At 38.5% G+C, this 15,528-nt stretch carries 21 protein-coding genes; 12 read left to right on the top strand and 9 right to left on the bottom strand.

Annotated elements, in window-relative coordinates:
* The first annotated feature begins 3 nt into the window (after positions 1 to 3).
* The 9 genes from QUE03_RS10260 (at position 4) to QUE03_RS10300 (ending at position 6,577) form a co-directional block, all read left to right on the top strand.
* Positions 4 to 1,359: an alkaline phosphatase gene (locus QUE03_RS10260; protein WP_286261063.1), complete on the top strand. Its 1,356-nt coding sequence runs from the start codon at positions 4 to 6 to the stop codon at positions 1,357 to 1,359.
* Between the two features lie 123 nt (positions 1,360 to 1,482).
* Positions 1,483 to 1,881: a hypothetical protein gene (locus QUE03_RS10265; RefSeq protein ID WP_286261065.1), complete on the top strand. Its 399-nt coding sequence runs from the start codon at positions 1,483 to 1,485 to the stop codon at positions 1,879 to 1,881.
* Between the two features lie 61 nt (positions 1,882 to 1,942).
* Positions 1,943 to 2,575, top strand: coding sequence for a sulfotransferase family protein (locus tag QUE03_RS10270; protein WP_286267814.1), 633 nt, complete (start codon positions 1,943 to 1,945; stop codon positions 2,573 to 2,575).
* A 76-nt stretch (positions 2,576 to 2,651) separates the two neighbouring features.
* Positions 2,652 to 3,224 (top strand): MiaE family protein, encoded by a 573-nt coding sequence (locus QUE03_RS10275; protein WP_286261067.1) that lies wholly within the window; start codon positions 2,652 to 2,654, stop codon positions 3,222 to 3,224.
* A 101-nt stretch (positions 3,225 to 3,325) separates the two neighbouring features.
* Positions 3,326 to 4,153 carry a penicillin-binding transpeptidase domain-containing protein gene (locus tag QUE03_RS10280; protein ID WP_286261069.1) on the top strand — a complete coding sequence of 276 codons (828 nt, stop codon included), beginning with the start codon at positions 3,326 to 3,328 and terminating at the stop codon, positions 4,151 to 4,153.
* A gap of 16 nt (positions 4,154 to 4,169) precedes the next feature.
* Positions 4,170 to 4,676, top strand: coding sequence for an AAA family ATPase (locus QUE03_RS10285; RefSeq protein WP_286261072.1), 507 nt, complete (start codon positions 4,170 to 4,172; stop codon positions 4,674 to 4,676).
* 116 nt (positions 4,677 to 4,792) lie between these two features.
* Positions 4,793 to 5,632, top strand: coding sequence for a 23S rRNA (adenine(2030)-N(6))-methyltransferase RlmJ (locus tag QUE03_RS10290; RefSeq protein WP_286261074.1), 840 nt, complete (start codon positions 4,793 to 4,795; stop codon positions 5,630 to 5,632).
* Positions 5,633 to 5,676: 44 nt separating this feature from the next.
* Positions 5,677 to 6,078 (top strand): VOC family protein, encoded by a 402-nt coding sequence (locus tag QUE03_RS10295; protein WP_286261076.1) that lies wholly within the window; start codon positions 5,677 to 5,679, stop codon positions 6,076 to 6,078.
* 46 nt (positions 6,079 to 6,124) lie between these two features.
* Entirely contained in the window at positions 6,125 to 6,577 is a 453-nt protein-coding gene (locus QUE03_RS10300; RefSeq protein WP_286261078.1) for a nuclear transport factor 2 family protein, read from the top strand.
* Between the two features lie 70 nt (positions 6,578 to 6,647).
* On the opposite strand, the gene QUE03_RS10305 is transcribed toward QUE03_RS10300, so the two are convergent.
* The 6 genes from QUE03_RS10305 to QUE03_RS10330 form a co-directional block, all read right to left on the bottom strand.
* Entirely contained in the window at positions 6,648 to 6,902 is a 255-nt protein-coding gene (locus QUE03_RS10305) for a hypothetical protein (RefSeq protein ID WP_286261080.1), read from the bottom strand.
* Between the two features lie 129 nt (positions 6,903 to 7,031).
* Positions 7,032 to 7,424: a QcrA and Rieske domain-containing protein gene (locus QUE03_RS10310; protein ID WP_286261082.1), complete on the bottom strand. Its 393-nt coding sequence runs from the start codon at positions 7,422 to 7,424 to the stop codon at positions 7,032 to 7,034.
* Positions 7,421 to 7,927 carry a hypothetical protein gene (locus tag QUE03_RS10315; RefSeq protein WP_286261084.1) on the bottom strand — a complete coding sequence of 169 codons (507 nt, stop codon included), beginning with the start codon at positions 7,925 to 7,927 and terminating at the stop codon, positions 7,421 to 7,423. The genes QUE03_RS10310 and QUE03_RS10315 overlap by 4 nt, the downstream gene beginning before the upstream one ends.
* A 12-nt stretch (positions 7,928 to 7,939) precedes the next feature.
* Positions 7,940 to 8,782: an FAD:protein FMN transferase gene (locus QUE03_RS10320; protein ID WP_286261086.1), complete on the bottom strand. Its 843-nt coding sequence runs from the start codon at positions 8,780 to 8,782 to the stop codon at positions 7,940 to 7,942.
* Position 8,783: 1 nt separating this feature from the next.
* Complete coding sequence (locus tag QUE03_RS10325; RefSeq protein ID WP_286261088.1) at positions 8,784 to 9,323, bottom strand: FMN-binding protein; 540 nt, start codon at positions 9,321 to 9,323, stop codon at positions 8,784 to 8,786.
* Positions 9,324 to 9,419: 96 nt separating this feature from the next.
* Positions 9,420 to 10,409, bottom strand: coding sequence for a DUF6662 family protein (locus QUE03_RS10330; protein WP_286261092.1), 990 nt, complete (start codon positions 10,407 to 10,409; stop codon positions 9,420 to 9,422).
* Positions 10,410 to 10,608: 199 nt separating this feature from the next.
* Between QUE03_RS10330 and QUE03_RS10335 the strand changes: the two genes are divergently transcribed.
* The gene (locus QUE03_RS10335; protein ID WP_286261093.1) at positions 10,609 to 11,064 is read left to right on the top strand and encodes a VOC family protein; all 456 of its coding nucleotides are present in this window, start codon (positions 10,609 to 10,611) and stop codon (positions 11,062 to 11,064) included.
* An 80-nt stretch (positions 11,065 to 11,144) separates the two neighbouring features.
* On the opposite strand, the gene QUE03_RS10340 is transcribed toward QUE03_RS10335, so the two are convergent.
* Complete coding sequence (locus tag QUE03_RS10340) at positions 11,145 to 11,549, bottom strand: VOC family protein (protein WP_286261096.1); 405 nt, start codon at positions 11,547 to 11,549, stop codon at positions 11,145 to 11,147.
* A gap of 95 nt (positions 11,550 to 11,644) precedes the next feature.
* On the opposite strand from QUE03_RS10340, the gene QUE03_RS10345 reads away from it, so the two are divergent.
* Together QUE03_RS10345 and QUE03_RS10350 are read left to right on the top strand one after the other, a co-directional pair.
* Positions 11,645 to 12,016: a VOC family protein gene (locus QUE03_RS10345; RefSeq protein ID WP_286261098.1), complete on the top strand. Its 372-nt coding sequence runs from the start codon at positions 11,645 to 11,647 to the stop codon at positions 12,014 to 12,016.
* Positions 12,017 to 12,127: 111 nt separating this feature from the next.
* Complete coding sequence (locus tag QUE03_RS10350; RefSeq protein WP_286261100.1) at positions 12,128 to 13,606, top strand: M20 family peptidase; 1,479 nt, start codon at positions 12,128 to 12,130, stop codon at positions 13,604 to 13,606.
* Positions 13,607 to 13,673: 67 nt separating this feature from the next.
* On the opposite strand, the gene QUE03_RS10355 is transcribed toward QUE03_RS10350, so the two are convergent.
* Positions 13,674 to 14,630 (bottom strand): hypothetical protein, encoded by a 957-nt coding sequence (locus QUE03_RS10355; protein WP_286261102.1) that lies wholly within the window; start codon positions 14,628 to 14,630, stop codon positions 13,674 to 13,676.
* 74 nt (positions 14,631 to 14,704) lie between these two features.
* Entirely contained in the window at positions 14,705 to 15,469 is a 765-nt protein-coding gene (locus QUE03_RS10360; RefSeq protein ID WP_434020177.1) for a sugar-binding protein, read from the bottom strand.
* Positions 15,470 to 15,528: the final 59 nt, after the last annotated feature.

Here is a 15,528-nt window from a genome sequence, read left to right on the forward strand (position 1 = left end):
TTTATGAAGAAATTATTAACAAGCTTGCTTTTAGTAAGCCAAGTCGCAATCGCAGAAGAACCAACACAAGTTATTATGGTGATTGCTGACGGAATGGGGCCAGAATACACTACAGCCTATCGTTACTTTAAAGACGATAAGAGTACGCCTGAAGTAGAACGGACAATATTCGACAAATACTTGCTTGGAAGCGCAAGTACGTACCCTGCTCCAGTGTCCGGTTATGTCACCGATTCAGCTGCAGCCGCAACTGCCCTTTCTACTGGCGTTAAGTCATACAACGGAGCAATTGCAGTTGACGTAAACAAAAAACCGATTGAAACTGTACTTGAAAGAGCAAAAGCTATTGGCCTTAAAACTGGCGCAGTTGTGACATCACAAATAAATCACGCGACTCCTGCCTCATTTATAGCTCACAATGAATACAGAAGAAACTACAATGAAATTGCTGATAGCTATGCTGATGATAGAATCAACAACCAGTACAAATTTGATATATTACTCGGCGGTGGATGGCAGTATTTTTTGAGAGATGACAGAAACATTATTGATGAAATGAAAGCGGATGGTTTTCAATATATTGATCAATATGATGATTTATCATCGTTAGATACAAAAAATCCTGCTATAGGTCTATTCGCCGATACTGGCCTTCCTTTTGCCATAGATGATACAAATAAATACCGTCTTTCTTTAATGACAGAGCAAGCTTTGCGTATTTTAAAAAATGACAAAGGTTATTTTTTACTCGTTGAAGCAAGCCAAGTGGATTGGGCTGGGCATTCGAATGATATTGCAAGTGCAATGTCAGAAATGGATGACTTAGCGAAAACCATGGAGTATTTGGAATCTTATGTACAACAACATCCCAATACGACTGTACTCCTAACAGCCGATCATAGTACTGGTGGCATGACTTTAGGCCTCAATGGTAAATATGAGTGGAACCCTGAAATACTTAAAACTTTGCGCCATACCCCTGTTTTCTTTGCAAAACACTTCGTACAGAACGAACTAACAGAGAAAGCCGCAAACAAGTTATTAAGCTTTGAATTAACTAACAAAGAATTAACAAAACTACAACAAGCTAAAAGCGATGGGCAAACTAAGTTGAACGACTATCTAGCGCTATCTAAGGAAAAACAAAAGAAAAATCGTAAACCTAGTGTTGCCTATACCATTGAAAAAGCGATGAAAGCTATCATAGATGTCCGCACTAATACCGGATGGACAACCAGTGGGCATATCGCTATTGATGTTCCTGTAATTGCCTTAGGAAAAAATAGACAAATATTTGCTGGCTCTCAAGACAATACCGATCTAGCTAAAAAGTTATTCAAACAACTACTGACTAACTAAGAGTTTCATGAAAGTTAGCGTAAATAAAGTATCTAGCTATAATGTGATGATTGAGTACTTTGCTAAATTGACTAACTGATGTAGAAAACCTATACCAACTAATATATTTAAAAGGATTTTAAATTGAGTCCCAAAAGGTTTGCAGCTCATGGTGATTGGAGAATTTGTTGGTGCGGCAGTTTATTGATGGTTGAATTTTGTAGCGCGTTTAATCGTGAAGGAATACAAAATTATATTCAAGATATTAAAGAGGTTGTACTTTCGAGAGAAGTCTCGTCTTGGCAATTCTTAGCCGTCTTTGAAGAAAACGCACTTGGTACACCGGAAGCTTTAGAAATTGCTGATGGACTTTTTAATTGGTATCACGAGAACGGTTGTGACAGTTTTACTTTTGTTGTAAGTAATGCAGTTCAACGTATGTTGGTTAGAAAGGTTGTCGTTGGTGAATTTTTATTGTTCGGTGAAAAGAGTGAAGCGCTGCAGTGGTTGAACGAACAATACAACAATATAGAACTAGAATAGTCGCCTACACGTTTAACACAACTAATAAACAAAGCGCCAAGAAACAACATTGTTCATGAACGTGCAGAAAATATTCATAATTGGCCTACCTCGAACAGCAACAACTAGTTTATGCGTTGCCTGTTTAGAGCTAGGATTTAAAACCGCTCATACCGCCTATACCAACGCGGCATTGTCAAACGCTCAAGTCATTGCTGACACGCCTATTTTCAGTGAATATCCAAAACTCGATCATAAATTTCCTGGCGCCAAATTTATATATTTACAACGTGATTTAGAACTTTGGTTGCCGTCAATTAAGCAATTATTAAATCGGATGTCGAAAAATCTGTTGCGCACTGACGGTGGTTTTAATCCTCATTTAAAGAAAAGCTATTGTGAAGTATTCTCTCCTTTTACTTTACCAAATATAAATAACGACGAATTTTTAATTCATTGTTACCGGCAACATGAGCGAAAAATAAAGCAGTACTTTCTAGATCGCCCTCAGGACTTATTATCAATAGACGTTGCTAAGAACGACAGCTATCAAAAACTTGTTAATTTTTTAGAGAGTGAGCCTAAGAATGTTAATGAACAAAACTTTAAGAGGATCAATATTGCAGGTAAAGTCACAGCTTGGAATGACATCAAACATCCAAATAAAATAGCTTCGACCACCCTTGGCAAAATAGATAAATTGTTATTCGAATAAGCACATATATACTGTTTTAATGCATTGATTACAGGTAGAATTGCGCCATTTAACTAACTCCAGCATAGAAGTAATCATGTTTGAACTGAAATATCACACTCCTTTTGAATGGACCGAGCCCGTATTAGCTGATTTTAACACTTTCTTACAAGATCATGCCGCTGCTGAAAAAAAAGCATCAGGCATGGCGATGTCCATGTTATCCCATTACCCTGATCGCAAAAAACTCGTCAGAGCGATGACTGATCTAGCGCTAGAAGAGCTCATACATTTTAAGCAAGTTTTAAAATTAATGACTGCCAGAGATGTTACCCTTGCGGATGACAAGAAAGATAAATACATATCTGATATTCGCAAATTATTTAGAAACGGCAGAGATGTATTCTTGATGGATCGGCTATTAGTAGCAGCCGTCATAGAAGCGCGCGGTTACGAACGTTTTTCGCTTGTAGCACAAGCCCTTGAGCCTGGCAAGGACAAGGAGTTTTATGATGCGATAGCAAAATCGGAAGCTAAGCATAAAGATTTATTTGTTGAACTAGCATATGAATATTTCGACAAAGAAGAAGTAGACATACGACTTGAAGAAATACTGATCGCAGAAGCTAAAATCTGTGAACAACTACCATTTAGAGCCGCACTACATTAATATAAAAAAATTATCATGAGTAGCGTTGAGTAATAGCCGTTGCATATTAATGGATAAACCTTTCACTACTCATTTAATTATTGAAAAGGAATTCAATCTTTATGGCGTTTTACAACTCCTCTACCCTTTATTTATTAGCATTGCTCTTTTCTATGTTAACTATTACTGTCTCTGCAAGACAGCCTAATATGTATTGTGACGATAATAATAATCATTGTACTTTCGTGTTATTAAACGGCAAAACTAACAAGCTGATCATTAGTAATAAGCAACGAGCCAAAACTAGGTTACCTCCGTTTTCAACCTTCAAGATTCCAAATTCACTAATCGCCTTAGAAACAGGCATTATCGATACCGTAGATGAACCAATTGTTTACAATGCTGACGTTTATCCAGCTCAAAATTGGTGGCCACAGTCTTGGCTCAAAACAGAACATACGCTTGAGCAAGCTTTTAAAAATTCGGTACTCCCCATTTATCGCACCATAGCAACGAAAATTGGGGAGAAAGAAATGCAAATTAAACTTAATGCATTCAATTATGGAAACCGCGATATCTCATCGGGGTTAGATTCTTTTTGGCTAGACAAAAGCATTGCTATTTCGGCCATTGAACAGGTGCAGTTCCTTAAAAAACTCCATAAACGTGAATTTGAGCTAAAAGATGAAAGCTATCAAAAACTAGAACAAATTATGGAAGCCGAGAGATCTCAAACTTATCAACTGTATGCAAAAACTGGTGGAGGACAAATAGCTGCTAGTAAAGCACTTGGTTGGTATGTTGGTTACACTATTTACAACCATGTCCCCTTTTATTTCGCCTTCAATATGAACGATAAAACCTTTAATGAACTTAAAACTAAGCGCATAACTATTGCTAAGCAATCCCTTGTTCAATATGGTGCTTTACCCGAAAGTGCCCTACACTAATTTGATACATTAAATTATGGAAACAAGAATAGTTATCTTCGGTAACTCAGGCTCTGGGAAGTCCACATTAGCAAAGCAACTGTCACACCGACACCAGTTACAACATGTCGATTTAGATACCTACGCATGGCAACCTGCCAAAGGCAATAAACCTCCTACCCGTTCACCAATAGAGGAAGTAGAGACCACGCTATGCCAAGAATTGCTGCACACAAAAAACTGGGTCATTGAAGGGTGTTATTCAGACATATTAGCTTTAGTGCTACCTAATGCAACTAAGGTTTATTTTCTAAATTTGCCAATTGCATCATGCATAGAAAACGCAAAAGCAAGGCCCTGGGAGCCGCATAAATATCCAAGCAAACAAGCGCAAGATGAAAATCTAAACATGCTAATTCAATGGATCTCACAATATCAAGATCGAACTGATGAATTTTCTTACCTAGCGCACAGAAAACTGTTTGATCAATTCAACGGAGTCAAGGAGTTGATCACACAAAATAGGAGCGTGCGGCAATTATAACTCCCTAGTCGATTGCAATTTACTTCAATAGATACTGAACAAAGAATGCGTTAACAGGGCTATTCCTGATAAAATACTCACTAAACGTTACCTCCTTCATTACAATAGGATTCACCTTGCTAAGCTACAGACATGCCTTTCACGCTGGAAATTTTGCCGATGTTCTCAAACACAGTGTCTTAACACTGACCTTAGAATACATGACTCGAAAAGAGAAAGGGTTTAGCTATATTGATAGTCACTCTGGTGCAGGTATGTACCAATTAAGCGATGAATATGCTCAAAAAACAGGAGAATATAAGGACGGAATTGAGAAGTTACTCAACGACTCTAAAGCCCCTTCTGCTTTAATGCCATATATATCATTGATAAAAGAACTCAATGGCGAAAAACAGTTGAGCTTGTATCCTGGTTCGCCTGGTATAGCGAAACAAATATTACGCCGTCAAGACGCCGCTCATCTCTTTGAACTTCACAATACAGATATTGCTCATTTAACTAACTTTTGCGAACGATGGCGTAAAGCACGTGTAAACCAAAGTGACGGTTATAAAGGTGCTTTAGGGCAATTACCACCGCCAACGCGTCGAGCCGTCTTACTTATTGACCCTCCTTATGAGCTAAAAGAAGACTATAGAAAAGCGGTGGCCACGCTAGTAAAAGGGTACAGTAAATTTAGTAGCGGTACCTACATTTTGTGGTATCCAGTAGTTACGCGTGACTACATTGAGAATATGGAATTACAGCTTTTAGATAGCAATATCAAAAACTTACTTAAAATAGAGTTATGTTTAAAACCAGATTCTCCTGAATATGGCATGACAGGTACAGGGCTGTTTATTATCAACCCACCTTGGCAATTGTCAGAACAACTAGGAGAAATTCTTCCATACTTAACATCAAAACTGGGTAATGAAAATTCAACATATACTCTCCAGCAGCTTATTGAAGAGTAAACGGTTTTTAGTAAACTAATAAAACGAATCAAAGTTAAGAGCAAATGTCAGACTCAATCAACATTAATGATATAGGCCAGATCGCTATTGCCGTCAGTGACTTGAACAAATCATGTCATTTTTACAACAAGGTACTCGGTTTACCATTGCTCTTTGAAGCTCCACCACATTTAGCATTTTATCAGGTTGGGGATGTTCGATTGATGTTAACTACCTGTCAAGGCCAAGAGCGAGAGCACCAAAATTCAGTAATTTACTACAGAGTCAGTGATATTGAGACGACATTTGAACAGCTAAAGGCGCTTGGAGTAACGTCAGAGCAGAAGCCTCAGTTTGTTGCTGACATGGCTGATCACCGATTATGGATGGGGTTCATTCGCGATCCTGATGAAACACTCATAGGCATCATGGCTCAGAGACCATTAAATACTGACAAAGTGTGTTAATCGTTATATTTTACCATTTAAAACAATAACAATAGGAAATTATATTATGAAGCTCTTACACCTGATTACAGCCGTTACACTTACCATTTTAAGTACCGTTGCCTCAGCTGACGATAAAAGCGAGCTTAACCAGCTACTCGATGACTTTCTCGCCAATAAGGTGCAAGATGATTTAAAAAATCATCAGCGCTTTTGGGCTAATGATTTAGTTTACACCAGCTCATCAGGTACTCGTTTTGATAAGAGTGTGATAATTGAAGGCATTAAAGCTGAAAAAAATGGGAAAGATGAAATTACTGACGCCCCAACATATTGGGCTGAAGAAACTGATATCCGCCTGTACGGTACCACTGCAATTGTTGCTTTCAAGCTTCAAGCAAAATGGAAAGAAGACGATGCAATTAAAACACAATCATATTTTAATACAGGTACTTTACTAAAACGAGATGGAACGTGGCAAGTCGTTGCATGGCAAGCTACAAAGATACCTAAAAAATAATCGATGATTACGGCTACAATTCAATTCATTGTAGCCGTTAATGTCAACGTCGTTCACCCTTTTAAAGTGTTTAACCTTTAGGCAATACCTGCACAGCAACTTCCATTGCGTCAACTGTCCAATTTTTCGTTATTTGATTTTGAATGACTCTTGCGAGTAATTCTTTCTTAAAACCATCGTCATAAGTGACAATCATTTGGCACATATGATTGGGTACTTGTTGATAATCAGGAATTGAAACAGATACCGGCCTATTTCGTTTATTCGTTGGGACACGTCGTTTGTACCAATCTTGTTCAATAATCTTAAATTGATGAGTCATCATTTACATTTTACTCGGTAATTCCATGCTCATACTAAGCCAAACGACGGCTAAATAGCCAAGTTTTATAACACCTCATTGTTATTTTGATGACACCTCTTTTTAAATCGTCTCTTAAGTACATAAATGTCATTAAAATTCGACATAAATGTTTGTATCATCGGCATCTGTCTTAAAACGAGGCAGATTTATGTTTGTTGGCCCTTTAAGAGCGACACCGACTTGGTCAAACTTAGCACCGTGGCATGGGCAAATATAGCCGTCTTCAACCGGCGATATTTCACAGCCCAAATGCGTACAATTCATGCCTAAGGCAATATAACTATCAGCACCATGCTGTATGATGGCAATGATCTGATCTTTGAACGCAACGGTGAATCGACTCTTATTTGCTAGATGACTTTTATTAATCACCAAGCGATTATTTAAATGCAAAGGTCGGTAATGAGCGGACGTAGACTTACAACCAACTAGAGACACGGTAGTGATTGTTGCAACAGATTTTAGAAAAGACCTACGCTTCATGTTTTTTCTTTTTTTACTTTCTGCTTAAATCGTGATTTCTTGATGACCTTTTCCTTAGTTTTTTTGCGTATTGAGTGGCTAGCTGAATATATATGAAGCCACAAAAAAAGAGGTAAAACTAAGCCTACAATGGCATGACTATTCCCTAATAAAGTGTGCCAATCTTGGCTCACCAAATAATATAAACTGTAGGCCGACAAGGCGCTCACAGAAACAGCAACTAAAATACTAATCCCAGATTTTCTTGCTCGCAAGGTAGACCATGTTCGCGGCACATGCGAAGCAAAAATAGCCCCTAATGACATCAGCATTAAAAACGCACACAACCCATGAAGCTGTAGTGCTGGATATTGTAGATAATGTGACTCAGGACCAAAATCACCTTCTACCATGCCAAAGCGCCTTAAAAGCCAAAAACTACTCCCTGTTGTTATTAGCAATACAAGCAAGGTGTAAAAGAAATAACGATATGCTCGGGTGATTTTGGTGTTTATTTTTTGCATTTAGTTTAATTTTTAACGTAGCTTTCTATAGCCTAAACGGTTTAGCTTAACCGCCTTCGCCTGGTAGGAGTTTAATATAGTAGTTGAGACTTTTGGTGCGACTAGTGTAACCACTTTAGTCAATGCATCAGCTATCATCGCCGAATGAGCAAAAACAGAGACTGAGCCACAGATTGAAACAGGTGTTCCATCTAGTGGATCAACAATATGTCTGTGTAGGTTTGCTTCGTAATCGCCACTGGTGGCGACTGCGGCGTTTTGCATTTTAACTGTTTTGAGTGCTGATAATTTTTTCGCGTACTTGATCGCAACCTTTGCCTCTTTCCAATAACGTTTATATATATCACCGCCTGCATTAATGGTAACATCAAGGCCATTTGGTAAAGCTCTAATTGCACAATCAACGGCATACCCCTTGGCAATACCGCCCAAATCGATACAAGCAGGTTTTGTAGATCTAATATTGTTTCCACACAATTGAATATCAGCCGAATTACCATGAATTTTATCACTTAAATTCAAATGGTTAGGCAAATTATTGGCCTGTACCAGATAAGGAGCGATAGCAACATCGTATCGGCCATTAGTTTTTTCACTTAATGAAAAAGCTAAATCAAGTACAGTAACTAAATCATCACTGATCGTCATGAAAGTATTATTGGCTGTCAATAGAAAACGATTTAGTGCTGATAGTTCGCTATTTTCGTCATGGAACCCCAATAGACCATGAATACGACTAATTTCATTAAAAGCGCGCTGGCTATAATCGACCAGTAACTTATCTGGACAATTACAGCCAATACTTACCTCAACAAATGTTCCAAGTAGTGGTTTACAACGAGTAAGGCTATTCATTTTAAACGTGTTTTAAGACCAAATCCCATGTTTGTGTAAGGCGATTAATACCATCGGTAACATGCCTGCAAGACAGAGTCGCTCCAGAGATATTCTTGATTTGATGATCGAGCTTCAAATGCTCTGAGCTGTCTTTGCCATGAAATTGAGCTCTCCATTTTGGGTTCATTATTTGATCGCCATAAGTTTCTCGATACGTTAACACTTCAATACCAACAACCTTACCCTTATTATCTAGTCCAACTGCAATATCAATGTTTTCATGTTTACCAATGACTTGATCGACGATAAACCAATCACCCTCACTGTTCTTCCATGCATTGATATTTAAATTTCTCACTCGAATATCAGATTTTTCTTCAATTAACTCCGCTTGTGCATCCGTTAGCGTTATTGGTGAAGGAGAAAATAGCAAGTTTGGCCAAATGATCTGCTTTGCTTGTTCAATGGTTAAGTATGTTTTTGCATAAGCAAATCGGATCGGTAGTCCAAACACGGTTGCGGTGCCAAACATACTCTTAATAAACTGTCGTCTTAACATCTTTGTGTTCACTTTAGGTGAAAATTAAACGAAAATCAGCCTGAAACGAAACCTTAAGGTGAGCATTTCAGGCCATGCGTACAGATATGAAGTTAATTAAAACTCGTAGCCATACGACAAGCCAATGTGCATTTTTTCGTGCTCATCCCAGTTACGACCATTTCTCACATCGGCATGCTCTGAGCCACCGCCACTGATTTGCCATAACACACCACCGGTTACCCACCACTTTTGTTCAGCAAAATGTAAAGTCGGCCCAAAGTAGTTACCATTTTGATGTTGGCTACCAATTCGAAAATCCGATAAGTCAAAATTGGTTTTAGACAACCCAAGCGTGTACCCGTCTTTATCAAACCCACCCTCAGTGTTGCCGGCTTCGGCTTTGTCTTGCGGATTTAAGTAATCAGACTGGTGTCTAAATTCAAGCCCAGCAAACCATTGTGGCGCAAAGCGGTATGACACACCCATGGCAATGTCTACAGCAAATTCATCTTCTACTACAGTACCTGACTTACGACGTTCAAATTCTGTTTTGATATTTAGTACCGTCACGACCGTGTCGTCTAAGAAATCTTTTTGAAAGTAAAGCGTTCCAACAAAAGAGTCTTGATCAATATCAGCACCATCCAAGCGATATTTATCACGACGTTCATAACTCAACCCATATGAGAAACCAAAAGCATCTTTGTAAGGGCTTAGTACATTGTATTTCATCGATAATTCGTAACCAGCAAACTGAGTTTTATCAAACTTACCCGTACCATCACTAGCTTCACACATAGGGCATGGTGCGCCCTCTTCCTCGGTACCCACATCGTAATCATGGTCAAAAATAATGGCTTCAATAGCCACGGTTAAACTATTAGTAATACCGTATTCTACTTCCGGACGAATATCGTGAAAGGTGTAGTGATCTCCAGCATTTTTGTTTAATCGAATCGTGTCTGCGAGTTTAAATTCATAACTGCCTTGGGGTCTGGTATCGGTACCTTTAGCGTAAACCCATAAATTTTCACCCGCGACAACAGTTGATGCTGATAAAGCGATTGCGATAGTAGAAGTAACTTTAGCTATTTTTTTTCTCATGTTTTTGTAAATCCAATGATATTTCGAGATGACTTATTATTTTTTAGAGTATTCTACTGCTGCAGCCCTTTATTGCAAGTGATAATTATTCTTATTTAGATTTACATTAGAAATAGGCAAGACATAAATTGGAAAGTTGTAAGTTTTTGCTCGACTATACTTACACTTAACGAGTGATTGCTAAGAGAGTAAAAAACGAATGAGTGCTTGTTCATTAACCCATATTGCTCTGCACGTTACAGATCTTGACGCCTGTATCGCTTTTTATACCGAATATGCTGGACTGTGCATGCTCAGAGATCGTCGCCCACATGGCGCACATGGCAAACGCATCGTTTGGCTTTGTGAACAAGGAAGAGAAACGTCATTTATTCTTGTTCTTCTACCTGGTGGTCCGCCCAAGAAACAAAGTGAGGACGACTTCTCGCATTTAGGGTTTGCATTAGCATCAAAGGCTGCTGTAAATGAAATAGCTGCTCAAGCAGAACGCGAAGGAATCTTAGTTTGGCCCTGTAAGCAGGAGCCTTACCCTGTTGGCTATTATTGTGGCGTCAAGGATCCAGACGGCCATTTCGTTGAATTTAGTTATGGGCAGCCTTTAGGGCCTGGCGCTGATGATTTAATAATTAAAAACGAACCTTCTACAAGTAAGTAGAAGGCCTCAGTTTTGCACAGCTAAGCAAAAATAATCTAGAACATTGTTCTATCAAAAATTATTCTGCCACTCAAAATGTACTAATTTGTTAACTGAAGTAAGTCCCACTTGTTGCCATAAAGGTCTTGGAATACCACGACGGTTCCATATGGCTCTAGCCTTGGCTCTTCATTAAATAAAACACCATTTGCTTTCATCAACTGGTAATCTCGCCAAAAATCATTAGTTTGTAGAAACAAAAAGACCCGGCCACCGCTTTGATTACCGATTGCTGACTCTTGTTCTTTCGAGCTCGCTTTTGCTAGCAGTAAATTTGTTCCTGTAGAATTAGGAGGAGCAATCAACACCCAACGCTTTCCCTGTCCTAAAGGAGTATCTTCAATAACAGTGAACTGCAGTTTGGTGGTATAAAACGCAATAGCATCATCATAATCTTCTACCACCAATGCCGTATTTAAAATATTCTGCTGAACATGTTCAGGCATAAAAACTCTCTACTAAAAACTTAATATCCACGTAAACCGGGATTTGTTGACTATGATATGAATAGTAACATTCTCAACCTAAACAGGAACAGATAATGAATCTAGGCGCATTTTCAATCAGTTTAGCGGTTAATAACATAGAAAATTCAAAAGTATTTTACCAAAAATTAGGTTTTAGTATTATTGGTGGAGACCAAGATCAAAACTGGCTAGTACTTAGAAACGGCGATCATACCGTAGGTCTATTTCAAGGCATGTTTGAAAACAACATCATGACCTTTAATCCTGGCTGGGATAAATCATGTAATACATTATCTTCTTATGATGATGTTAGAGATCTACATCGTGAGTTTTTGGCGCAAGGGGTTAGAATCAGTCAAGCATCAATAGACAGTAATAGCGGGCCTGCAAGCTTTTCCATAGAAGATCCCGACGGTAATACGATCTTATTTGATCAGCATATATAAAAGAGCATACTTCATATTCTATGTAATGAATTAAACATTATGAATAATTTGAATCATGTAATAAAAAACTGTTAGGTTATTTAGTAATTTCCATCATTAATAACAACAAAAATGAAAAAAGTTGGCTTATCTGTTTTAGGCGTATTTTCGCTGATTGTCATTGTCGCATTAGTTAAAGGTGTGACGCACTATACTGATCAGCAATACCATCCAAAATCTTACATAACCCCCATTGTATTTAATGAACAAAAAGCGATAAATCGCCTAGCTAAAGCAATCAGGATCCCAACAGTATCGTATGATGATCCTGAAAATTTTGAGCCTGCCTCATTTAACTCAATGGCATCAATGTTAGTGGATGAATTTCCCAATATACACACAGCTGCAGAACGAACAAAAATCAACGATTACAGTCTTGTGTATAAATTTAAAGGCAGCGATCCGTCATTAAAGCCGGCGCTATTTATGGGGCACATGGACGTTGTTTCGGTCGATGAAATAACGCTCGATAAATGGACCCACCCGCCTTTTAGCGGCACAGTCGAAAATGGCATGATCTATGGTCGTGGCGCTATAGACGATAAGTCCACTGTTATGGCCTTAATGGAAGCAATGGAACACCATTTAACAGAGGGTCATACGTTAAAACGCACCATTTATTTTGCCTTTGGCCATGATGAAGAAGTTGGCGGTAAACAAGGGGCTAAACGCATTGCAGAATATTTTGAACAATCAGGTACGAAGTTTGAGTTTGTATTAGATGAAGGCGGTGTGATTTTAAAACCTGGTATGATGCCCAACATTAGTCAAGAGGTGGCTATTATAGGCGTTGCTGAAAAAGGCTTCATGAATATTAGGTTAGTTGTTGAACAAGATGGTGGGCATTCTTCTACACCTCCTGAGCACACAGGTGCAGGAATAATAGCGCAGGCAATCGTAAAATTGGAAAACGCCCCCTTCCCAGCGGATTTGTCTTTTACAAACCTTACCTTTGATAAACTTGGCAGTTATGCGGATTTCGGCGCAAGAGTGGTGATGTCAAACCAATGGTTAACAGCGCCTATTGTTAAGCACGTACTGCTTTCAAATAGCAAAACGGCAGCAAGCATTCGAACAACAACAGCCGCCACCATGTTATCGGCTAGCAGTAAGTCAAACGTATTGCCCACCCAATCTACCGCAGTAGTCAATTTTAGAATCATGCCAAACCACTCAATAGACGAAATAAAATCCTACGTTGAGCAAGTGATCGACGATCCAAAAGTGAAGTTAGAAGTATTCATGGCGAATAATGCCTCGCCAGTGTCAACTACAGAGGCGTTGGGTTACAAATTGCTTGAACAAACGATAAGAGAATTTGATAAAAATGTATTAGTCGCACCATATATGGTTCAAGGTGGAACAGACGCTAAATATTTTTATCGTGTTTCAGACTCGATATACCGCTTTATGCGTGTAAAAGTGGACAATGAGCTTCTTTCAGGTATGCACGGTATCGATGAACGAATTCCAACAGACGATTACATCAAAGGTATTCAACTGTTTCATGAGTTAATCTACAAAACAGCAGTAGTGCCAGCGTTGGGTTAGTTCACTCCAATATTTCGCTGAAACCTGTGGCCTCGCCGAAGGCCACTTAATTGCTTTTTCAATCGCGTTAATTACTGGTGCTAAACCGTTTTTCTACTTTCGAGATTAGATTAGGCACCAACATCTCTGAAAAACCTGCAACAAAACTCCAGACGATCAGTACACTAACATTTAGATATACTTCTTTAACTGTCTCATTAAAAGTATTGGTGTGTTCACTAACTATTGATGGTAGATAATTTATAGGAAGCTTCGGTAGTAAATCAGGATTAATCAATTGACCTAAAAATCCGGACTGAATTAAAAAGTACACCACCAAGGCAGCGGTTGTGCCAAGCGACAACCTTTTTATCAAATAAATATTACAATGCATGGTTTTAAGCTGTTCCATTGAAGATTGAGACAACTGACCCTTAAGCCGTGCAATCATACTAAAACCTGCTCCTAAAAACCCAGAAGCACAAGCGATAATTAACATTTCACCGGCTGTCAGAATATGATGTATGTAGGAGGTATAAACCAATGACATGACAAAGCAAAATAACCCTATAGACAAAATAAACGCCAATCTTACTCGAATAAGTAGGCCATACTCATAACTTTCTGAACGATTAATAAAGAACGAATGCAGCTCGGACAGCATTTTTTGTAATATAATACGTCGATGCTCGACAATATTATCACGATGACATTGATCGACTTCTTTTTTGTACGCATTAAATTTATTGGCGCTAAGGTGGTGTTTTACACTGACTAGAGTCAAATTCAAATCACTATTTAGCGTTTGCTCGTCACAAATTTTAGCGAGGTACTGTTCTATTTTGTAAGCGCTATGCCAAGAATGTTTTTGTTCCTTCAACAATTCGTGAATCTTGTCAAAAACAACATTGTTTTGGGCTTCTTTTGTGACTGAATGACTATAGAACTTAACCTCAAGATTAATATAGTATTGCTCTAACGTACGTTGTGGTTTTTTGGTTTCCCACAATAAGTACTTTAATGTGTGATCACGGCCCATTTCCATTGTAACACTCCACTTTCTTTATATTGAGGTTATCACAAATATTAAAAAACGCAGGAAGCCGACGTGACAGCACTTTATTTAGGTTGAGAACCTACCTTGTCTACAAGAAAAATGGTGTCAAAGACATCCGCTGTTTTATACCCTAAATTTTTGTCGCCGTTTATTGGGGTTATAGCAGTAGAGCCAACAAAGTGTTCTCGTTCAGTGCTACCATCGTTATCGCAATACGCCAACATAAAACCAATTTTTTTACCCCGTTTTAGTTCTACAGGGTGATTATCATTTGATCCTAATTCATAACTATCATCATATAGCGTCACAGCGACTTCCCAAACCATTTGATAAGGTGGTGTCTGTTGTCTTCGCCATTGGCTATTAACGTGATCATTTAGTAAAAGAAATGTTGGTGCTTTTCTTTCGTCTAGTTTTCCGATATCGACCACTTGATTGTCTAACGCAATATGGTAGGCGAAAGCGTTAAAATTAAACTGGTGATCGCCTCCTGAATTGTCTTCATCGACAAAAACCTCTAAACAGTCGTCATCCCAATACTTAATTAGAGGATCGGCGTGCTGGTCAAACAAAATATCATCGGTAATTTCTGCAGCAATATATAGATAACTCGTATCCCACAACAATTTATAACGACCAGAGAAGTCCTTTTCTGTTGGCATTTCCCCTAAAATATGATGGTTGATATCTCGCCAATCTGCGCTATTCCACGCTGATTCGGCTAGTTGCCCGTCAATTTTTATTGGCGCGCTACTGCGCTCAACATTCAACAAGCTCGCACTTTTCTTTGATGTTGCTGCCACTGTAACTTTTGACGTAGTACACATAATCAAAATCAACAAACCAAACAATATTTGTAGTGTGGTTTTCTTAAAGCATGTTGCTA

Source organism: Thalassotalea atypica, from assembly GCF_030295975.1.
Taxonomy (GTDB): Bacteria; Pseudomonadota; Gammaproteobacteria; order Enterobacterales; family Alteromonadaceae; genus Thalassotalea_F; species Thalassotalea_F atypica.